General features: G+C 68.8%; 21 protein-coding genes and 1 tRNA gene. 5 read left to right on the forward strand and 17 right to left on the reverse strand.

Features of this window, described 5'->3' with window-relative positions:
* Positions 1-36: 36 nt before the first annotated feature.
* From G6N61_RS21625 to pdxR, 4 genes are read right to left on the reverse strand one after another with little or no spacing between them, the layout of a single operon-like run.
* Positions 37-831, reverse strand: coding sequence for a decaprenylphospho-beta-D-erythro-pentofuranosid-2-ulose 2-reductase (locus G6N61_RS21625; RefSeq protein WP_163920853.1), 795 nt, complete (start codon positions 829-831; stop codon positions 37-39).
* Positions 832-2,193, reverse strand: coding sequence for a decaprenylphosphoryl-beta-D-ribose oxidase (locus tag G6N61_RS21630; RefSeq protein WP_163920856.1), 1,362 nt, complete (start codon positions 2,191-2,193; stop codon positions 832-834).
* A gap of 59 nt (positions 2,194-2,252) precedes the next feature.
* The gene (locus G6N61_RS21635) at positions 2,253-2,654 is read right to left on the reverse strand and encodes a GtrA family protein (RefSeq protein WP_163925004.1); all 402 of its coding nucleotides are present in this window, start codon (positions 2,652-2,654) and stop codon (positions 2,253-2,255) included.
* Between the two features lie 24 nt (positions 2,655-2,678).
* Entirely contained in the window at positions 2,679-4,103 is a 1,425-nt protein-coding gene (gene pdxR, locus G6N61_RS21640) for a MocR-like pyridoxine biosynthesis transcription factor PdxR (protein ID WP_163920859.1), read from the reverse strand.
* Positions 4,104-4,285: 182 nt separating this feature from the next.
* Here pdxR and G6N61_RS21645 point away from each other — a divergent pair, with 182 nt between their 5' ends.
* A complete protein-coding gene (locus G6N61_RS21645) occupies positions 4,286-4,606 on the forward strand; it encodes an STAS domain-containing protein (protein ID WP_163920862.1) in 321 nt (106 codons plus the stop codon).
* 66 nt (positions 4,607-4,672) lie between these two features.
* Positions 4,673-5,143, forward strand: coding sequence for a carboxymuconolactone decarboxylase family protein (locus G6N61_RS21650; protein WP_163920865.1), 471 nt, complete (start codon positions 4,673-4,675; stop codon positions 5,141-5,143).
* A gap of 14 nt (positions 5,144-5,157) precedes the next feature.
* Here the strand turns inward: G6N61_RS21650 and wzm are convergent, their stop codons facing one another.
* The 5 genes from wzm to G6N61_RS21675 are packed head-to-tail and all read right to left on the reverse strand — an operon-like array spanning position 5,158 to position 10,228.
* On the reverse strand, positions 5,158-5,988 hold the full coding sequence (gene wzm, locus G6N61_RS21655; protein ID WP_163920868.1) for a galactan export ABC transporter permease subunit Wzm/RfbD: 831 nt from the start codon (positions 5,986-5,988) through the stop codon (positions 5,158-5,160).
* Entirely contained in the window at positions 5,985-6,905 is a 921-nt protein-coding gene (glfT1, locus tag G6N61_RS21660; protein WP_163920870.1) for a galactofuranosyltransferase GlfT1, read from the reverse strand. The genes wzm and glfT1 overlap by 4 nt, the downstream gene beginning before the upstream one ends.
* A complete protein-coding gene (gene wzt / locus G6N61_RS21665) occupies positions 6,898-7,704 on the reverse strand; it encodes a galactan export ABC transporter ATP-binding subunit Wzt/RfbE (RefSeq protein ID WP_163920872.1) in 807 nt (268 codons plus the stop codon). Before wzt ends, glfT1 begins: the two co-directional genes overlap by 8 nt.
* A gap of 21 nt (positions 7,705-7,725) precedes the next feature.
* Positions 7,726-8,241 carry a bacterial proteasome activator family protein gene (locus G6N61_RS21670; protein ID WP_163920875.1) on the reverse strand — a complete coding sequence of 172 codons (516 nt, stop codon included), beginning with the start codon at positions 8,239-8,241 and terminating at the stop codon, positions 7,726-7,728.
* Between the two features lie 28 nt (positions 8,242-8,269).
* Positions 8,270-10,228: a DUF6541 family protein gene (locus tag G6N61_RS21675; protein WP_163920876.1), complete on the reverse strand. Its 1,959-nt coding sequence runs from the start codon at positions 10,226-10,228 to the stop codon at positions 8,270-8,272.
* Between the two features lie 118 nt (positions 10,229-10,346).
* On the opposite strand from G6N61_RS21675, the gene G6N61_RS21680 reads away from it, so the two are divergent.
* Positions 10,347-11,543: a cysteine desulfurase-like protein gene (locus G6N61_RS21680; protein ID WP_163920877.1), complete on the forward strand. Its 1,197-nt coding sequence runs from the start codon at positions 10,347-10,349 to the stop codon at positions 11,541-11,543.
* Between the two features lie 2 nt (positions 11,544-11,545).
* On the opposite strand, the gene G6N61_RS21685 is transcribed toward G6N61_RS21680, so the two are convergent.
* The gene (locus G6N61_RS21685; protein WP_163920878.1) at positions 11,546-12,529 is read right to left on the reverse strand and encodes an NAD(P)H-quinone oxidoreductase; all 984 of its coding nucleotides are present in this window, start codon (positions 12,527-12,529) and stop codon (positions 11,546-11,548) included.
* 45 nt (positions 12,530-12,574) lie between these two features.
* On the opposite strand from G6N61_RS21685, the gene G6N61_RS21690 reads away from it, so the two are divergent.
* Together G6N61_RS21690 and G6N61_RS21695 are read left to right on the forward strand one after the other, a co-directional pair.
* Positions 12,575-13,087: a MarR family winged helix-turn-helix transcriptional regulator gene (locus G6N61_RS21690; RefSeq protein WP_163920879.1), complete on the forward strand. Its 513-nt coding sequence runs from the start codon at positions 12,575-12,577 to the stop codon at positions 13,085-13,087.
* 19 nt (positions 13,088-13,106) lie between these two features.
* Positions 13,107-13,196 (forward strand) — tRNA-Ser (locus G6N61_RS21695).
* A gap of 24 nt (positions 13,197-13,220) precedes the next feature.
* Here the strand turns inward: G6N61_RS21695 and G6N61_RS21700 are convergent.
* The 7 genes from G6N61_RS21700 to G6N61_RS21730 all read right to left on the reverse strand — a co-directional run bounded on the left by G6N61_RS21700 (position 13,221) and on the right by G6N61_RS21730 (position 20,117).
* Positions 13,221-13,721: an isoprenylcysteine carboxyl methyltransferase family protein gene (locus G6N61_RS21700; protein ID WP_163925005.1), complete on the reverse strand. Its 501-nt coding sequence runs from the start codon at positions 13,719-13,721 to the stop codon at positions 13,221-13,223.
* Positions 13,722-13,729: 8 nt separating this feature from the next.
* Positions 13,730-14,836 carry a type III polyketide synthase gene (locus G6N61_RS21705; RefSeq protein ID WP_163920881.1) on the reverse strand — a complete coding sequence of 369 codons (1,107 nt, stop codon included), beginning with the start codon at positions 14,834-14,836 and terminating at the stop codon, positions 13,730-13,732.
* A 149-nt stretch (positions 14,837-14,985) separates the two neighbouring features.
* Positions 14,986-16,191 carry a hypothetical protein gene (locus G6N61_RS21710; protein ID WP_163920883.1) on the reverse strand — a complete coding sequence of 402 codons (1,206 nt, stop codon included), beginning with the start codon at positions 16,189-16,191 and terminating at the stop codon, positions 14,986-14,988.
* Positions 16,192-16,197: 6 nt separating this feature from the next.
* Positions 16,198-16,926 (reverse strand): sugar phosphate isomerase/epimerase family protein, encoded by a 729-nt coding sequence (locus tag G6N61_RS21715; RefSeq protein ID WP_163925006.1) that lies wholly within the window; start codon positions 16,924-16,926, stop codon positions 16,198-16,200.
* 31 nt (positions 16,927-16,957) lie between these two features.
* Positions 16,958-18,130 (reverse strand): sulfotransferase family protein, encoded by a 1,173-nt coding sequence (locus tag G6N61_RS21720; RefSeq protein ID WP_163920885.1) that lies wholly within the window; start codon positions 18,128-18,130, stop codon positions 16,958-16,960.
* Complete coding sequence (locus G6N61_RS21725; protein WP_163920888.1) at positions 18,127-19,248, reverse strand: LLM class flavin-dependent oxidoreductase; 1,122 nt, start codon at positions 19,246-19,248, stop codon at positions 18,127-18,129. Before G6N61_RS21725 ends, G6N61_RS21720 begins: the two co-directional genes overlap by 4 nt.
* A gap of 44 nt (positions 19,249-19,292) precedes the next feature.
* Positions 19,293-20,117 (reverse strand): crotonase/enoyl-CoA hydratase family protein, encoded by an 825-nt coding sequence (locus tag G6N61_RS21730; RefSeq protein ID WP_163920891.1) that lies wholly within the window; start codon positions 20,115-20,117, stop codon positions 19,293-19,295.
* Positions 20,118-20,128 lie beyond the last annotated feature (11 nt).

Raw genomic sequence — 20,128 nt, forward strand, 5'->3', positions numbered from 1 at the left:
ACTCCCCGGGTCGCTGCGCTCCTGCCCGCCGTGACGTCAGATCGGCAGCTTCCGGAAGATCGGCCGTGGCACGTGGCGGAGCACCATCATCACGTAGCGGAAGGCGCCGGGTGCCCACACCAACTCCTTGCCCTTGGCCGAGGCGCTCACGGCGAGTTCGGCGACGTACTCCTTGTCGACGGTGAACGGTGCCTCCTTGGCGCCGGTCGCCTCCCAGTGCGCGATCGTCGTCGACGTCCGCACCTGACCGGGCCTGATGACGAGCACCCGAACGCCGAACTCGCGCAATGCTTCTCCGAGCCCGAGATAGAAGCCGTCGAGACCGGCCTTGGTGGAGCCGTAGACGAAGTTGGACCGCCGCACGCGCTCACCGGCGGCCGAACTCATCGCGATGATCCGGCCCGACCCCTGAGCACGCATCCGCTCGCCGAGCAGTACGCCGACGGAAATCGCTGCCGTGTAGTTGATCTCGGCGATCTGCACGGCCTTGCGCTGGTTCTGCCACAGTTCCTCGGCGTCGCCGAGCAGTCCGAACGCGACGATGGCGACGTCGACGTCCCGCTTGGCGGCACCTTCGCCCCACGCGGCGTCCATCACCGCGGGGTGCGCGTCGGTGTCGACGGCGTCGAAGTCGACCCACTCGACGGACTTCGCCCCCGCCGCGGTCATCGCGGCGATGGCGGCGTCCTTGCGCGGGTGGCCCGGCAGGTCGGCCAGGATGACCCGTGCCGACGCGTCACGCAGGTAGCGCTCGCAGATCGCGAGACCGATCTCGGAGGTGCCGCCCAGCAGCAGGATGGTTTGGGGGTTGCCCGTGGCATCGAAGACCATTTACAGAAGCTCCAGACGTCGGGCCATGTCGGAGGCGAAGACGCCGTCCGGATCGACCTTGCGGCGCACGGCGATCCACTCGTCGATGCGTGGGTACATGGCGTGGAACATGTCGGCCGTGGTGCGCGCGTCCTTGGCGGTGTAAAGCCTTCCGCCGAACTCGAGCACCCGGCGATCCAGGCCGTTGAGCAGTTCGTTGAGTCCCGGCCGGATCGGGAAGTCGACGCAGACGTTCCATCCGGGGATGGGGAAGCTCAGCGGCGCTTGGTTACCGGGCCCGAAGAGCTTGAACACGTTGAGGAACGAGACGTGTCCGGAGCGCTGGATGTCGACCAGCAGCCGCTTGAACTCGTCGACCGCCTCGACGGGGACCACGAACTGGTACTGGGTGAAACCGTCGGAACCGTAGGCGCGGTTCCATTCCCCGACCATGTCGAGCGGGTGGTAGAACTGCGTCAGATTCTGCGTCTTGCCGCGGTAGGTCTTGCCCAGGCGGTACCAGACTTCGGTCATGGGGCCGAACGTCAGCTTGCTGGCCAAGCCGTTCGGGAACACGTCGGGCGCGGTGAAGAACTGCGGCGCATCGAATCTCAGCGGATCCTTCCGGAGCTTCGGCGGGAGCTGGTCGAGGGTGGCCAGCGAGCCGCGGGAGATGACCGCGCGGCCCAGCTTCGGCGGCGCGCTCATCGCGTCGAACCAGGCACTCGAGTAGGTGTAGTTCGACTCGGTGCCGTCACTGTGGAACGCGATGGTCTCGTCGAGGCCGGACGTGACGTCGCCGTCGGCGATGAAGTAGGCCGTCTCGGTCGGCGTCATCGCGATCGTGGCGCGCAGGATGATGCCGGTCAGGCCATTGCCGCCGACGGTCGCCCAGAACAGCTGCGCCTCGTCGCCGTCCGGTGTGAGGTGGTGCACGTTGCCGTCGGCGGTGAGCAGGTCCATGGCGCGGACGTGGTTGCCGAAGCTGCCGGAGCTGTGGTGGTTCTTGCCGTGGATGTCGCACGCGATGGCACCGCCGACGGTGACCTGGCGGGTGCCGGGAAGGACGGGCACCCACAGACCCAGCGGCAGGGCGGCGCGCATCAGCTGATCGAGGTTGACGCCGGCGTCGACGTCGACCAGGTGGCTGTCGCGGTTCATCGAGTGGATCTGGTGCAGCGCGGTCATGTCGACGACCACCCCGCCGCCGTTCTGCGCGTTGTCGCCGTAGGAGCGGCCGAGCCCGCGCGCGATCACGCCGCGGCCGTCGGCCTCGGTGACGGCCTTGACGATCACCTCGGGGTCGGGCGTCGACAACACCCGGGCCACGGTCGGCGCAGTGCGGGCCCAGCCGGTCAGCCGGCGGGTCGTGGTCTCCAACATCGTGACGAGGGTACCGCCTGCCGATCGTCGCTTACTTCAACCGGATCACTCCCCGGTCGCTACGCTCCTGCCCACCGGAAGATCACCGCACGCTGCACCACGAAGTTGATCACCGTGGCCGTGCCCTGGGCGATGACGAAGGCGACCGGCACCCGCCACGGCTCGTCGTCCCAGAGCGTGTACAGCGCGTAGTTGATGCCGACCTGAACGGCGTAGGTGACGGCGTACAGCACGCAGACCGCGATGAATCGCGACCGGCTGGGCGGCGCCTGGAACGTCCAGCGCCGGTTGATCAGATACGCGGTGGTGGTGCCCGCGATGAAGCTCAGCGTCTTGGCCACGTTGACGTGCAGCCCCAGCCGCAGGAACAGCACGTACAAGCCGAAGTCGACGATCGCGGACAGCCCGCCGGTGACCAGGAACCGCCAGATCTGGGTGGTCAGGCTCAGGTTCGGCGACATCGGGGGCTCGGCCACGCGTGGAGCTTAGCCAGTGGGTCTGCGGGCGGCTCCGACGCTCGCCAGCACACCGCACAGCGCGTCGACGGCAGCGGTGAACGCGTGCTCGGCCGGTGTGCCGAAGCTGACCACGATCCCGTCGGTGCGCGGTGTCTCTGCTCTCGCGTCGGGGTGCCGGAGCAGCGCCAGCCCGGACAGCCCGATGCCGGCCTCTCCGGCGCGGCGCAGGACCTCTCCCTCGGTGCCGTCGGGCAGGGTCAGCATCAGGTGCAGTCCCGCCGACATGCCGCTGATGCCGACGTCGAAGGGGGCCAGTGCCTCCACCAAGTGGTCGCGCCGGCGCCGGTAGGCCAGCCTGGCGCGACGAATGTGCTTGTCGTACATGCCCGTCGAGATGAAGTCGGCCATGGTGAGTTGCGCGATGGCGTTGACGTAGAACTGCTGGCCGCCGAGCGCGGCGACCACGCGGTCGACCAGGTGGTCGGGCAGCACCATCCAGCCGATGCGCAGGGCGGGGGACAAGCTCTTGCTGGCCGACCCCAGGTACACGACGCGGTCGGGGTCCAGGCCCTGTACGGCGCCGATGGGCTGCCGGTCGTAGCGGAACTCGCCGTCGTAGTCGTCCTCGAGCAGGTATCCGCCGGTGCGGTGCGCCCACTCGACGACCGCGGTGCGACGAGCGGGATGCAGGGGGACGCCGTGGGGGAAGTGGTGTGCCGGCGTCAGCAGCGCCGCCGTCGCCGAGACTCGGTCGAGGTCGGAGACGACGGCACCGTGGTCGTCGACGCCGATCGGGACGGTCCCGATGTCCATGGCCGCCAGCGCGTCGCGGAACAGGAACAGGCCGTAGCCCTCCACGGCGAACGGCCCGCCGAGCGCGCGCCCCAGGATCTCGACGGCGTGCCGCGTGCCTGCGCAGATCACGATCTCCTCGGGCGAAGTGCGGACGCCGCGTACGCGGCCGAGGTATTCGGCGAGTGCCTCGCGCAGCTCGATGCGCCCCCGGGGGTCGCCCATGCGCAGCGCCTCGGTGGGGGCGGCCGACAGCGCCCGCCGGGTCGAGGCCAGCCAGGCGCTGCGGGGGAACGCGGCGACGTCGGGCGAGCCGGGCATCAGGTTGTGCGTCGGCGTGCCCGGTGCTCCGCGCGGTCGGGCGGGCAGCGGCGTGGGACGGCCGTCGAGCACCCACGTGCCCGCGCCCTGCCGTGACCCGAGCAGGCCCTCTGCGACCAGATCGGCGTACGCCTCGGCGACGGTGTTGCGGGCCAATCCGAGGTCGGCAGCGAGCGTGCGCGACGGCGGCAGCATGGTGCCGGGAGCCAGGCGACCGCTGCGCACCGTGTCACGCAGCGCATCGAGCAGCAGCTCACGGACGCCCCGGGTGCCCGGGGTGATGGCACCGCGCAGTTCGAGGTGCAGGTCGCGGGCGCCGGTATTGGCCCATGAAGTCACCGTCGAATTGAAGCACTCCGGTCGCGGCTCGGGGTGGCCTCAAGCGGGTCACCGAAGGGTTCCAATTGCCTTTCGGCCGGTCCCTTCGCTTGGCGGCTCTGCGAAACTAACGCGGGGCTGGGCCGCCGACTCGAGGAGGAGCGATCAGCGACTTTTCGGTATCGGAAACCTGGTATGGCCAGGTGGTGGTGCTCACTGCGACGGGCGTCATCGACTCCACGACGGCGCCGGCGCTCTACGGCGCCGCCGCGGTGGCCGTGAAGAAGGATCCCGAGGGCTTCGTCTTCGACTTCACCACGGTCGAGCTGCTGACCTCGGCGGGCATTCAGGTGCTGATCACCACCATGCGGATGCTCGGACCCGACGTCGGGTTCGCAGTGGCGGCCGACGGCCCCGCCACGAGCAGGCAGCTCGAGACGACCGGCGTCACGGAGCACATCGGCCTGCACCCCACCTTGGAGCGAGCGCTGGACGCGGTGACTGGCCGCAGCGCTCAGTCCTGATTGGCCCACGAACCCTGCCTCGAATTAGTCCATCGCAGCGGTTCTTTGCCGCCTAGCGTCGTTGTCATGACGCAGACACTCGAACACCCCACCGCGATCGACCGGCTCAGCATCTACAAGGTCTCACCCGAGCTGTACGACGCGATGATGAAGCTGTCCAACGCCTCGGCCAAGGACGTCGATCCGACCATCGGCGAACTGATCAAGATCCGCGCCAGCCAGATCAACCACTGCGCGTTCTGCCTCGACATGCACGTCGCCGACGCGCGCAAGCACGGCGAGACCGAGCAGCGCCTCGCGCTGATCGCCGCGTGGGAGGAGGCCGGCGATCTGTTCAGCGCCCGGGAGCGCGCCGCGCTGGAACTGACCGAGGCCATCACCGAACTGCACCACGGGCACGTCTCCGACGACGTCTACGCCAGGGCCGCCGAGGTGTTCAGCGAGAAGGAGCTGGCTCAGGTGATCGCGATGGCGGTCACCATCAACACCTGGAACCGGTTCAACGTGGCGACGCGGATGAAGGCGCCGCGCCGCTAGCGGGAGGCGCCGGGTCACACCCAGTACGGCACGCGCGCACGGTACTGCTTCATCGCGAACGCGGTGACGATCCAGCCGACGATGGTCAGCGCGATCACGATCACCCAGTGGTGCAGTTCCTGGTCGGCGCCCAGGAGCGGGGCGCGCACGATGTCCAAGTAGTGCAGCAGTGGATTGAACTCGATGATCTTCGCCCAGCCGCCGGCTCCCTGTTCGCGCAGCGTCTGGTCGTTCCAGATGATCGGGGTCATGTAGAACAGCAGCTGGACCAGGCTGAACAGCAGCGGGCTGATGTCGCGGTAGCGCGTGGCCAGGATGCCGAAGCACAGCGCGACCCACACGCAGTTGAGGACGATCAGCGCCAGTGCCGGGATGAACATCAGATCGGTCCACTTCCACGGCTGCGGATAGATGATCGCGATGACGACGAAGATGACGATGTTGTGCCCGAACAGCAGCACCTGCCGCCACACCAGGCGGTACACGTGCACCGAAAGTGGCGTCGGGAGTTGCTTGATCAGTCCCTCGTTGGCGACGAACACGTCCGCGCCCTCGAGGATGGCCGCGTTGATCAGATTCCAGATGATCAGCCCGAGCGTGACGTAGGGCAGATGCTCGGACAGTTCGAGGTTGAACAGCTTGGAGTACAGGCCGCCCAGTGCCACGGCCATGGTGCCGGTGGCGATGGTGATCCAGATGGGGCCGAGCACCGAGCGTCGGTAACGCTGCTTGATGTCCTGCCAGCCCAGGTGCAGCCACAGCTCGCGCTTGGCGAAGCCCGCCGTCAGGTCGCCCCACGCGCGCGACATCGTCTTCGACTGCGCGGCGGCGTCGGTGAAGGTCATGCTCGGCTTTTCCTCCCGAATCTCTCGCGTCTACCCAACCGTCGCAACCTGATCCACTCCCGCAAGCCGGCCGGGTCCCGGCGTGACACCAGGAAGAACCAGCCGAATCGCACCCACTCCTGGGGAATCAGCTTGCGCAGCCCGGGCTGAGACTGCAGGTACCCGCGGTTGCGGTAGGTGAAGAAGCGCTTGGTCTCGTCGGCGGGATACTGGGTGTGCATGCGGCCGCCGAGGATCGGCTTGAATTCGTCGGAGCCCTGCGGATGCAGGTACACGGTGTCCAGGCACGTGCCGAACGGGAGGCCGGAGCGCACCAGCCTGCGATGCACCTCGACCTCGTCCCCCCTGATGAACAACCGAATGTCCGGTACGCCAACGGCTTCCAGCGTGGAGGCGCGGAACAGGGCGCCGTTGAACAGCGACGCGATGCCGGGCAGCAGGTCGCCTGCGCCGTCCACGCGCAGCTCGGACACGAGTCGCCGCCACACCAGACCGCGCCGCAGCGGGAACGCCAGGCGCGCGGGGTCGTCCATGTCGCACACCATCGGCGAGACCTCGGCGAGCGAATGCCAGGCGGCGCAAGCCAACAGGGTTTCCAGCACGGCCTCGTCGGCGGGGCGGCCGTCGTCGTCGGCGAGCCACACCCAGTCGGCTCCGAGGGCCAGTGCGTGCAGGATGCCGAGCGCGAAACCGCCTGCGCCGCCGAGGTTCCGCCGGGAGCCGAGATAAGTCGTCGGCACCGGCAGCGCGTCGACGAGTTCGCGGACGCGAGGGTCGCCCTTGCCGTCGGAAAAGTCGTTGTCCACGACGATCAGGTGGTCCGGCGCCCGGGTCTGCCCGGCCACCACCGTCAGCGAGCGTGCGAGGGCGTCGACGCGGCGGTGCGTGACCACCACCGCGATCACCGCGTCAGGCACCCGGGGTGTCCCAGCGATCGTGCTCGTCGATGACCTCGCGCACGTGCCGTGCCGCGTCCTCACCCTCGTAGGCGCGCACGACGTCTTCGATCTCGCCGGCCATCCGGACGGTGCCGTGGTCGATCCACATGGCGGTGTCGCAGAGCTGGGCCAGGAATTCGTTGGAGTGACTGGCGAACACCAGGATTCCCGAGCGGGCCACCAGGTCCTGCAGCCGGGTCCGGGCCTTCTTCATGAACTCGGCGTCGACGGCGCCGATGCCCTCGTCGAGCAGCAGGATCTCGGGGTCGATGCTGGTGACCACGCCCATCGCCAAGCGCACGCGCATGCCGGTCGAGTACGTGCGTAGCGGCATCGACAGGTATTCGCCGAGTTCGGTGAAGTCGGCGATCTCGTCGACCTTCGCCATCATCTGCTTGCGGGTCTGCCCGAGGAAGAGCCCGCGGATGATGATGTTCTCGAAGCCCGAGATCTCGGGATCCATCCCGACGCCGAGGTCGAACACCGGCGCCACCCGGCCGGTGACGGTCGCCGAGCCGCGGGTCGGTTCGTAGATCCCCGACAGCAGCCGCAGCAGCGTCGACTTGCCCGCTCCGTTGTGCCCGACGAGCCCGACGCGGTCGCCCATCTTCAGCGAGAGCGTGATGTCACGCAGCGCTTCGATGACGACGACGTTGGAGGCATTGCGGCCGATGGTGCCGCCCGCCTTGCCCAGGAAGGCCTTCTTCAGCGACCGCGACTTGGCGTCGAAGATCGGGAACTCGACCCAGGCGTTCTGGGTCGAGATGTGTGGTTCCACCTGTGTCGGTCCGCTCAGCGCCTAGAGGTACTGACCGGTCCCGCTGGAGTGTCCGGGGCCGCGTGGGCCCGGCGCTCCGACGCCAGGCGGCAGCGCGCCCTGGCGCATCTGCTCGAGCTGCTGACGGGCGGCCATCTGCTGGGCGAACAGCGCGGTCTGGATGCCATGGAACAGACCCTCGAGCCAGCCGACGAGCTGGGCCTGGGCGATGCGCAGTTCGGCGTCCGAGGGAACGGTGTCGTCGCCGAACGGCAGCGTGAGGCGTTCGAGTTCCTCGCGGAGTTCCGGAGCGAGCCCGTCCTCGAGTTCGGCGATGCTGGTGCGGTGCACGTCGCGCAGCTTGGTGCGGCTGGCTTCGTCGAGCGGAGCGGCGCGCACCTCTTCGAGGAGCTGCTTGATCATCGTGCCGATGCGCATCACCTTGGCGGGTTGCTCGACCAGGTCGGTCAGCGACTTGCCGTCGCCGCCGCCTTCGCCCTCACCCTCCTGGTCGGAGATGTTGCTGATGATCTCGAAGTCGCTGTCGTCCTGTGTCATGCCCTCTGCATTCCCTCTCAGCCGCGACCTACTGCTTGCCGGCCCCACCGGAACCCTGCCATTCGTAGATGCGGTCCTCGCCGTTGTCGTAGATCTTCTTCCACGACCGTGACTCGTCTAGCGACACTAGTCCGTCGGGCATTACGAACCCGCGCACGACCGGTGTGCTGGTCAGGACGTAGCGGATGTCGAGCGCCCGCACCGCCTCGGCGACCCGGGGATCGGTGTCGGCCTGATCGGCGTACGCCCAGAAGTTGAACCGCTGATACCCCGGGCCCTGCTGCTGTGGAAAGTCGTAGTGGGTCCACAGCGGGTGCAATCCCGCAACGGCGTACATCCACGCCGTGCCGTCGGTGTTGGCGTTGCCGATCACGGTGTCTCGGGCGTCGGGCAGGGTCGCGAGGTGGGCGAACGCCTGCAGGTCCTTGGCGTCGATCATCACCGAGTCGTACTTCTCGCCGATCAGGTAACGGTGCCGGGGCAGGTAGTGCCACGCCAGGCCGACCGTCACGCCGACGAGCACGACGGCGGTCACGGCGTGCCACGCCCGCGACGGCACGTGGGGGGCGAGCCTTCGGCCGCGCTCCACGACGAAGGCCGTTGCGATGAACAGTGCGATGCCGGCCATCGGCGCCAGCAGCATCGTGACGACCGCCGACAACCGCCGTGGGTCGCTGTAGAAGAGGTCGCTGTAGATCCCGGTGACTGCGCCGAGGGGGCCGCCGAACGGGGCGGCGGAGTGCACGATCGAGACGATCAGCAGCGACCACACCGCCAGCGGCCACCAGATCCGCCGGATGAGGAGATACAGGAAGCCGAGGGCTGCCAGCAGCAGGATCGCGTTCTGGATGGGGTAGTCGTTGAGGTGACGGGTGTGCTGCACCACGGCCTCGAACAGCACCCGCTTGCGGCTCTGATGGGTGACGTAGGCATGGCCGGCGATGATCTCGGCTTGGGCGAGGACGCCCAGGAACTGGGGGAGCAGCAGCAGCACGGCGGGTACAGCGACGAGGGCGAGGGTCACGGCGTCGGCGCCCCGGCCCCGGACCGGCCGCCAGAGTCCCTCGATCAGCCACCACGCCGCGACGAACGTCACCGCGACCACGCCGCCGGTGATGTGCACCGAGAAGATGCCCACGAGGGCGAGGACGGCGATCGGGATGAGGGCGCGGTGCCGCACGGCGGAGACGACCAGGACGGCGGTCGGCGCCGCCAGTCCGAACGCAGCGAGGTTGGGCATCGAGGCCGTGTCGAACTCGACGTAGGGCACCGCGGTGAACGACGCGGTGAGCGCCGCGGCGGCGGCCGCGCAGCCCGCCGCCCGCCACCGGTCGTGTTCGCGCAGCAGGAACCACGTCAGTGCGGCGGCGCTGACCGGGAACAGCCAGATGGCGGCGACCAGTGAGGACAGCGTGTATGCGCTGGTTGCCGCGATGCCGGTGAGCTGGCACTGCACGGCGGCCAGCGCGTGGAACGCCGACGGGTAGAAGAGCGTCGCCTGAGTCTCGACGTTGCGTAGCTCGCCCATGTGGGTGGGTGAGGCCTGGCCGGTGTCGAGGATGAACCGGATGGTGTTCGCGTGCCACACGGAGTCCCAGTTGCTCGGCACCGATTGCCACTGCGGAAGACCGCGCGCGGCGGCGTACCCGATGAGTACCGCGCCCAGCATCACTCCGGCCGCGACGACGAGTGCGGGCCCGGTCGACATGGCGCTCCCCGGCGCGGGGCGCTCGCGGAACCGTGAGAGCGAAACCTGCAGCGCTGTGATGGCGGTCACGATCACGAGCAGCGACCCCAGCGCGGTCCAGCCATTCCATGGAACGCCCACGGCACCCAGCGGCAGGATGGCGAGACCCACCACGCCGTAGGTGAGCGGCGCTCCGACCGCGATGGCGACGGGCCAAGTTAGCTGGGCCGTGCGGGCGACGATTGCTCCCGGGATGACTAGCAACGACCACGCCACTAGCACGCCGAAGGCCAAGCTCACTGCACTAGTATGGCTGCCGAGGTGGCCCCGTCTGATCAAGGCACGGGCGTCGGAAGATGCCGTCGGTCACCCGAGATCGTTGGAAATTGCGGTTTTCATTCGCTCGAAGGTGGGTGGCATGGCATACGACGTCGCCCGGGTGCGTGGTCTACACCCGTCGCTGGGCGACGGCTGGGTCCACTTCGACGCCCCCTACGGCATGCTGCTTCCCGACTCGGTCGCGACGACCGTGTCGACCGCCTTCCGCGGCTCGATGACCACCGACGTGGGCCCGCACCCCGCCGCCAAGCGCAGTGCCGCGGTGCTCGCCGCCGCGCGTCAGGCCGTTGCCGATCTCGTCGGTGCCGATCCCCGCGGCGTCGTGCTGGGCGCCGATCGCGCGATCCTGCTCGCCTCGCTGGCGGACGCGTCCTCGTCGCGGGTGGGCCTCGGGTACGAGGTCGTGGTCAGCCGCCTCGACGACGAGGCCAACATCTCACCGTGGCTGCGCGCCGCGAATCGGTATGGCGCCAAGGTGAAGTGGGCCGAGGTCGACATCGAGACCGGCGACGTCCCCGCGTGGCAGTGGGAGAGCCTGATCACCAAGCCCACGAGGTTGGTGGCGCTGACGTCGGCGTCGTCGTCGCTGGGCACCGTGACCGACCTGCGCCCCGTGACGAAGCTCGTCCACGAGAACAACGGTTTGGTCGTCGTCGATCACTCGGCCGCGGCTCCCTACCGCCTGATCGACATCGACGAGGTCGAGGCCGACGTCGTCGCGGTGAACGCGGTGGCGTGGGGCGGCCCTCCGATCGGCGCACTGGTCTTCCGTGACCCCTCGCTCATCGACACCTTCGGGTCGGTGGCGCTGGATCCGTTGGCCACCGGCGCCGCGCGCCTAGAGGTCGGCGCGCACCAGTACGGCATGCTCGCCGGCGTGGTCGCCAGCGTCGAGTACCTGGCGAACCTCGACGAGGCTGCGTCCGGCACCCGCCGCGAAAGACTGGCGCTGTCAATGCAATCCGCAGGCGCCTACATGGACCGGCTGTTCGAGTACCTGCTGGCGGCGCTGCGCTCGCTGCCGCTGGTGATGGTGATCGGAGCACCCGAGGCCCGGATTCCCGTGCTCAGCCTCGCCGTGCACGGCGTCCCGGCGGAGCGGGTGATCCAGCGTCTCACCGACAACGGCGTGCTGGCGGTGTCCAACACGACGTCGCGGGTGCTCGACGTGATCGGGGTCAGCGACATCGGCGGCGCGGTCACGGTCGGCCTCGCGCACTACACGACGATGGCCGAGGTGGACCAGTTGGTCCGCGCGTTGGCCTCGCTCGGCTAGCGTCAGTCCCGTACGCGCAGAAGCACTTTCCCGGTCACCTCGCTGGCCGTCAGCATGCGGTGGGCCGCCGCCGCGTCGGTGATCGGCAGCTCGGCGCCGACGATCGGGCGCACCTTGCCTGCGGCGATCATCGGCCACACGTTGGCCACCACCTCGTCGACGATGGCGCCCTTGCCGGATGGGCCGTCCACCGGACGTGAGCGCAGTGCGGTCGCGATGACGCCGGCGCGCTTGGCGAGGAGCTTGCCGATGTTGAGTTCGGCCTTCACGCCACCCTGGAATCCGATGACCACGAGGCGCCCGTCCGGAGCGAGTGCATCGATGTTCCGGTCGAGGTAGGAGGCGCCCATGATGTCGAGGATCACGTCGGCCCCCTGGCTGTCGGGTTCGCGCTTGATCGCCTCGACGAAGTCGTCCTCGCGGTAGTTGATCGCGACGTCGACGCCGAGTTCCCCACAGAACGCGAGCTTCTCCGCCGAGCCCGCGGTGACGGCGACGCGGCAGCCGAGCGCACGCGCCACCTGGATCGCGTGGGTGCCGATGCCGCTCGCGCCGCCGTGGACGAGCAGGAGGTGGCCTTCGGTCAGCCCCGCGGTCATGACGAGGTTGGACCAGACGGTGCATGCCACCTCCGGCAGGGCCGCCGCGCTGTGCAGGTCGACACCGTCGGGCACGGGCATCACCTGGGCGGCGGGAACGGCGACCCGCTCGGCATATCCTCCGCCGGCCAGCAAAGCGCAAACCTGGTCGCCGACCGACCACTCGGCAACGTTCTCGCCCACCTCGGCGATCCGCCCGGACACTTCCAGGCCCATGACGTCACTGGCGCCGGGTGGCGGCGGATAGTTGCCCGCAGCCTGTAGGACATCGGCTCGGTTCACGCCTGCGGTCACCACTTCGATGATCACTTCACCGGGCTGAGCTGCGACGTCCGGTACCTCATCCCAGCGCAGATCGTCGGCTGAGACAGCTGTAATAGCACGCATGTCAATAACGCTACTACTTGCGGTCGGGAGTTCTACTATGGCGCCATGGAGGGGATGATTGCAGGGCGAACCGCGAGCGCCATGCCTGGGCTCGACATTGCCGAGGAACGATCTTGGCAAAACTTTCTGGATGCCGCGTTGCGGCTGTATGCGACGTTGAACAAACAACTGGTGGAGTCGCACCACCTGACGCTCAACGACGTGCGACTACTCGACCTGCTCGACCGGTCACCGACGGGCTCGGCGCGGATGGGGGATCTCGCCGAGGAACTGATGTCGTTGCCCAGCCGGGTGACCCGTCAGATTCACCGGCTCGAATCGCAGAACCTGGTCGGTCGCTGTTCGAGTCCCGACGACGGCCGTGGCGTGCTGGCGACCATCACGCCGGAGGGCCGGGCACTGCTGAAGGACGCGTTGGTGACCTACGGGGATGGGGTGCGCACCCACTTCCTCGGCAGGTTGTCCCGCACGCAGATCGCCGCCATGGGGGAGAACTGCCGACGCATCGGCGCTGGGCTTCGCGACGCCGCGCCGCCCGCGAGGATGGGTCGGGTCTGAAGGCCTTAGGCTGTCCCACGGTGGCGTGGCAGAGCGGCCTAATGCACTCGCCTTGAAAGCGAGAGTCGGCTAACACCGACCGGGGGTTCAAATCCCTCCGCCACCGCCAGTCGACCCGGCCCGTCGCACGCCGTCAGGCGTAACCCAGTGCGGTGTTCTCGGTGCGGATGCGCACGTTCAGCATGGCGGCGTTGGCCGCGCTGAACACGATCGCGGTGACCCACGCCGAGTGCACCAGCGGCAGGGCCGCGACTTCTACGGCGACTGCGGTGTAGTTCGGGTGGTGCAGCCAGCGGTACGGTCCGCGGTCGACGAGCGGAGCACCGGGGATGACGATGATCCGTGGGTTCCAGTGCTTCCCGAGCGTGGCGACGCACCACCACCGCATCGCGGTGCTGAGCGCGACGAGGACCACCATCGGCCAACCCAGCCACCCGATGAACGGCCGGTGCGCGACGGCGACCTCGATCACACAACCGGCCAGCAGCAGCCCGTGCATGGCCACCATGGCCGGATAGTGTCCGCGGCCGAACTCCCTGCCGCCGTTGCTGATCGACCACGCGGTGTTGCGCCTCGACACCATTAGCTCGACGAGCCGTTCGGCGCCGACGGCCAGGATGAACAGGTAGTACACGGTCGTGCTCACCAGCTCAGGAGCAGGAGTTCGAAGCTGAACCCGGGGCCCATTGCGAGCATGACGCCGAGATCGCCTGCCGCAGGTGGCTGCGCGAGGGTCCGCCCCAGGACGTCGAGCACCGAGACCGACGACACGTTGCCGTGTTCGCGCATGGACTGCCTGCTGTGCGCGAGCGCGGCGGGCGGCAACTCGATCGCGTGCTGGATCGCGTCGATGACCTTGGGTCCGCCGGGGTGACAGATCCAGGTCGAGATGTCGGCGGTGGTGAGACCGTGGTCGGCGAGGAACCGATCGACCTCGCCGCGGAGGTGATCGTCGGCCATGCGGGGAACGTCGCGTGACATCACCAGACCGAAGCCGCCGGTGCCCACCTTCCAGCCCATCACGTCCACCGTGTCGGGGAACAGTGCGCTCCGGGTAGCGAGGACGGCGGGGCCGGTCGGCGCGATGGCGTAGGTCGGAACGCGATCGGCGCCCGTGGCGACCACGGCTGCCGCCCCGTCGCCGAACAGACACACCCCGATGAGTGCGGGGATCGAGGAATCGTCGCGTTGCAGCGTGAGCGAGCACAGTTCGACCGACAGCAGCACGGCGACGTGGCCCGGATAGCCACGGAGGTAGTCGTGCACGCGCGACATGCCCGCCGCGCCTGCGACGCAACCGAGTCCGAACAGGGGGATGCGCTTGACGTCTCGGCGCAGGCCCACCATCGACGCCAGTCGCGCGTCGATCGTGGGCACCGCGACGCCGGTACTCGACACCGAGACGATGGCGTCGACCTCGCGGGGATCGACGTGCGCTGCGTCGAGAGCGGCCCGCACCGCCTGTGTTCCGAGGTCCACCGCCACCTCGATGTAGGCGTCGTTCGCGGCGGTGAAGCCGTTCATCTCTGGGTACCGCGCCAGTGGCAACGCGAGGTTGCGGGTGTCTACTCCGCTGGTGCGCACGAAGCGTTCGAATCCCGGCGGGGCGACGCCGATCAGTTCGCGTGCGACGTCGTCCTGGGTGTGCCGGTTCTGCGTGAAGGCCACGGCGGTGCCCGCTATGCGCGGCGAGCCCGTTCCGTGTCGGGCGGGCGGTTCGGTGGTGGTGCGGTGCGTTGTATTGGTCATGGAATCGGATGATCCGCGCCGAGTCTGGAAACATGCCTCGAAGTGAGAATGTAGACATTCGCCGAATCGGGGAATAAGCAGTGGCACAACGACTCTGGCAGTTGCCCGAGCATCACCTGCCAAGTCGCCGTCAGTCCGGACGGTGACGGCTACATCGCGTAGCGCCGGCGAATGCCGTCGAATCGCTGCCACATCTGTGCGACGCGCTCGCGGGGACTGACGCGCACGGTGTCGGTGGGCAGGGCGGCGTCTAGATCAGCCGCGCGCACCAGGCGGGTGTGCAGTGGCACGGGGCTGCCGCTCAGCATGTGCCGGTAGGTCAGGTTGCCGCGTTCGAAGCGCTGGGTGTCCATCCAGTTGTGCACGCCGGGGTCGTCGTGGGCGAGCACGATCCGAACCTTGCCGTCCGCGTCGACCGCGGTCCTGCTCGGCGTGTAGGTCACCGGCCGGTAGAGGTAGTCCATGCTGGTGAAGAACGGTCCCATGTTCGTCAGCATCCATAGCCCGTCGTGAGCGTCGAACTCGACGATCAGGGCCTCGTCTGGGCCGAGTACCCAGTGCATGTTCGTCGCTGCGCGGCCGCGCTTTTCGTCACCGTCGGCGGACTCGAGCGCGGGAAACGCGTTCGGCCGGTGCTCGTCGACGCCGCCGTAGGCGAACGGGAACTCCGGCCAGTCCCGCATCACGCCGGTGACGAAGTCGCCTGCCCACTCCATGGCGTCGATCATCGCCGCGGGAGTGGGTACCGGTCTGGGGGCGTCCATGTCGATGCGTTCGATCGTCAGCCGCGCCGGTGTCTCGTCCCAGTCGTCGAAACCCTGTCGAATGAACAACTTTCGCGACCGAGCCGTGGTGGGCAGCCAGTTGGCGCTGCGGTGCGGGCCGCCGATGAACAAGTCGAGTTCGCCGTTTACCGTCGTCAGCCGCTCGCCGGTCAGGTTGGCCTCGGGGACGTCGCCGAACGGCTCGTGCAGGACGCCCGGCCCGTCGGGGCGGGCGCCCTGGACAGTGACGTTGAAGAACGGGGCGGTGCCCCGCGTGCCGGTGATGCGGTAGCTCGACCGGCCGTCGATCCAGGCCTGATGGTAGGTGAAGTCGCCGCAATCGCCGCCGAGCTTGCGGGTCGGGTGGCTGAACGCGTGCAGCAACGGATACCGGGAATCCCTGGTCTCGAATCCGAGATCGAAGGCTTGACCCAGGTTTTGGGCCAGGAATCGGAAGGCGTCGGCGCGGTGCGGCCCCGAACCCGGGTTGTGGTCCTTGAACGCCTGCTCGCCTGCCGCCTTGAGGCGGTCGCAGAACGCCGCCCAGGCGTCGTGCAGTGCCAGGTCGTCCTCACCGTCGCCGAATGCCATTGCGCCTCAGCCGATCCGTGTCAGCATGGCCGCGACGGTCACGCAGGCGCGCCGCGCCGCGTCCAGTGGTCCCTCGCGGTCGATGCGTGGGCCGATGAGTTCCAGGTCGAACCCGTGGCGGTAGCCGTGCTCGATCGCGTGCCGGACGAATCGTTCGATGGGGATCGCGCCGTCTCCGGGTACGGCGCGGGCGGGTAGCGATCGGTCGCCCAGCACGTAGTCGCTGAGCTGAATCGACTGCGTGCGCGGCAGGACCCGCTCGACCAGTGCGGTGAGGTCCGCCTCCGCCCAGCAGTGGAACAGGTCTACGACGACGTCCAGATCGGCCATCTCGGCCAGTGTCGCAGTGTCGCGCAGGGAGTGGGCGATGTGGATGTCGGCGTAGAGGGCGGAGGCGTTCTCGATCGCCAGCGCGACACCGACCTTCCTGGCATGGTCGCGGCACGGCGCGACCGCGTCGCAGAACCGCTCGGCGGCCTGCTCCCAGGTCAGACCGTCGCGACCGCCGGTCAGCATGTACACGCAGCGGGCGCCGATCGCCGCGGCGGCATCGAGGACGGCGTCGAGCGCCTCCGGGGTGCGGAACAGGTGGAAGACGGTGTCGACGACGTAGCCCCGGCGGGCGACCAGTGGCACCAGGGCGGGGTCGCGGAGTTGGTCGTCGACCAGGCTCACCCGGCCGAGGCCCAGTGTCTGCCAGTAGGCGTCGTACTCGGCGGGTGCGGCGCCGAGCATGCCGACGCCGTGCACCGAGAGCCGCCCGAAGTCAGCCACGGTTCTCGATCGCGACGCCGAACCTCTCGCGGAACGGGCGGAACTCCTCGTGCAGTGCCGCGAGATCCTCCCCGATGTCGGTGAGCAGCGAGGTGGAGTAGCGGAACTTGCCGTGCCGGTCGCCGCGATTGTTGGCGAGGTAGTGGCGCATGGCCGCCTCCCCGTCGGAGGTGAGCGTCCGGTCACTGAAGGCGTAGAACCGCTCGACGGTGCCGACCGGATCGGCGATGAAGTCGGTGTAGCGCACGTGCAAGATCCGCGGATCGTCGACCAGGGGATTGGTCATCGTGTTGGTGACGCCCGCCCTGGTCATCTCGAGGTGCTTTCGGGTCTCCACGTGCAGGTCGATCGGTCCGACGATGCCGTCGAGGATGTCGGCCATCATCATGGTCCGGGATGCGGCGACCTGCACCGGATCGCGGTGCAGCCACATCAGGGTGGCGTCGGGGTAGGCCTCGAAGAACTCGGCGAGGCGAAAACCGTGAAAGCCCTTGCACACCCACCGCTTGGGCGCCCTGCCGAACTGGAACTGCTGCAGCATCGCGCGATGGATCCGGTACTGCGCCGCGGCGTCGGTGGGCAGACCGCCGACGACGGTCGGCATCGGTACCCGCCACCATGCGGTCGGCGTCATGACCCTGAAGTCGAACGCCCACGTCCGTTCGTCCTCGGGCAGTCCGTCGCCGAGCATGTCGTTGTAGGGGTGGCTGTGCAACCACTTCGGCATCTTCGCGTTGATCTCGCGCCAGTCGTCGTCGGCCCGCGTTCGGCGGTCGTCGGCGGCGCCGTCGGTAGTGCCCGGTGGCGGCGACGGGTACATCACCTCCCAGAACCGCAAGGCACGGGACTCCGGGTCGGCGGCCATCAGCGCGTGGGCGAGCGTCGTGCCCGACCGCGGCTCGCCGGTGGCGAACATCGGCCGGTCGATCACCTCGTCGGAGATCGGCAGTCGACTGCGATCGCCGAAGAATCGAAGGCGCGACGTCAGCAGCCAGTGGCACGTCTCGGCCGCCCGGCGCCTGCCGTCGTCGTCCATCGGGATGGCGTCGAGAAGCTCGACGGCCAGCGAGAAGCGCTGCGGGAGAGTCGGATCACCGAAGTCGGCGAGACCCGTGGCGGCCTGGGCGGCGGTCAGCAGCTCCGCGGCGTCGAGTGCGGTGCTCATGACTGCCCGCACAGTTCGAGCAGGGCGTCCTCGGTGGCGCGGACGCGTTCGGCCGACGCCGCGGCGTGGCGGCGTCCGGCCATGGCACCGTAGTCGAGGATCTTCGGTACGCGCAGTCCGGCGTCGACGAACTCCTTGATCCGAGTGGCGACCTGACGCGGCGAGCCGTGCGGCACGACGGCGAGGATGGCGGCGGGGTCGACCCGGTCGAGGAAGTCGACGATGCGCTCGCGGGGCATGGTGGCGGGGTCGATGTCCTGGAATCCTCGCCACTGGTCGCCGCAGGGGTGCTCGAAACCGAAGTCCGCCAACGTCTTCGCCGACACCTGCAGCAGGAAGGCCCGAACCAGCGGCGCCGCGACGATCTCGGCGAGTTCGTCGTCGTCGCCGATCAGACAAACCTGGATGAAGCACGGCGTGATCGCCATAGGGTCGCGGCCCGCGCGTTCGGCCGACGTGCGCACCGCCCCGAGCATCTCGGCGTAGTGGTCGGGCGTCCAGGCGCCCGCCGGCCACCACCCGTCGGCGTAGCGGCCGGTGATCTCGAGCATCCGCGGCCCGCTCGCCCCGATCCAGATCTCGGGGAAGTGCCCGTCGTACGGTTCGGTGTCGAGGCGGGCGTGTCGGAGTTGGTAGAACCGGCCGGAGAAGTCGACCGGCCCGTGGCTCTCCCAGAGCAGGCGGATCACCTGCAGCGCCTCCTCGAAACGACTGACGGGCGCGGCGAAGTCGAAACCGTACGGCACGACGTTCTCGGTCTCGCCACTGCCGAGGCCCAGGATGAACCGGCCCTTGGCGAGGTGGTCGATCGTCAGCGCGGACTGCGCCAGCATCACGGGGTGGCGCCGGACGGTGTCGACGACGCTGGTGGCGAGCGGGACCCGCTGGGTCAGGACGGCGGCCGCGGCCGCGACGGCCATGCCGTCGAGGTGGCGATGCGGGGACGGCGACGCCTCGGCGAGGTCGGTGAACTCAGGCGTCCAGATCGAGTCGGGCCAGAAGCTGACCATGTGGTCGGGCAGCCAGACCGAGTGGTACCTGCCGTCGTCGACCCGCGCGAGAGCTTCGAGGTCGATGGGCAGCGTGGTTCGAAAGAACGCAGCGGGCTGTACCTGCACCCAGCGATGCTAAGCGAGCGCACAGCACGCTACGTGCGTTTCGGCTACTCGCCGGTGAACTCGGGTGGGCGCTTGGCGAACATCGCCGTGATGCCCTCGGTGAGGTCCTTGCTGGGGAGGAAGGCCGAGTTCCACGCTGCGACGTAGCGCAGGCTGGCGGCGACCTGCGCCGTGCGCTGCTCGTCGAGGACGTCCTTGACGCCCTGGACCACCAGTGGTGGGTTGGCCGCAATCTCGCGAGCCGTCTGGTGCGCGGCGGCCAGCGACGCCTCGGCATCACCGAAGACGTCGTTGACCAGACCGATCTTCTCCGCCCTGGCCGCGTCGATGTCCTTGCCCGTCAGCGCCAACTCGCGCAGGTGCCCGTCGTTGAGGATCAGCGGCAGGCGTGCGAGCGAGCCGACGTCGGCGACCATGGCCAGCTTGATCTCGCGCACCGAGAACTTGGCATCGGCGCTGGCGTAGCGGATGTCGACCGCCGAGATGAGGTCGACACCACCGCCGATGCACCACCCGTGCACCGAGGCGATGACCGGCGTGCGACAGTCCGCGACCGCGGTGATCGCGCCCTGCATCTTCTTCAGGTCCCGGTGGAACTCGGCGCGGGGCCGCGCCAACGCGCCCTCGGCGAGAACCGGCGCGAGCGTGCCGCCCATCGACGTCAGGTCCAGGCCGTAGCTGAAGTTGCGGCCCGACCCGGTCAGCACGATCGCGCGCACGTCCGGGTCGGCGTCCAGCGCCGCGAACGCCGTTGGCAGTTCGGCCCAGAACTCCGGGCCCATCGCGTTGCCCTTGCCGGGGCCGGTCAGGGTGACCCGGGCGACGTGCTCGTCGACGTCGACGGTCAGGGATTCGTAGGTGTCGGCCATGGCTGGGAGGC

Origin of the sequence: Mycolicibacterium arabiense (assembly GCF_010731815.2) — a bacterium.
GTDB classification, from domain to species: domain Bacteria; phylum Actinomycetota; class Actinomycetes; order Mycobacteriales; family Mycobacteriaceae; genus Mycobacterium; species Mycobacterium arabiense.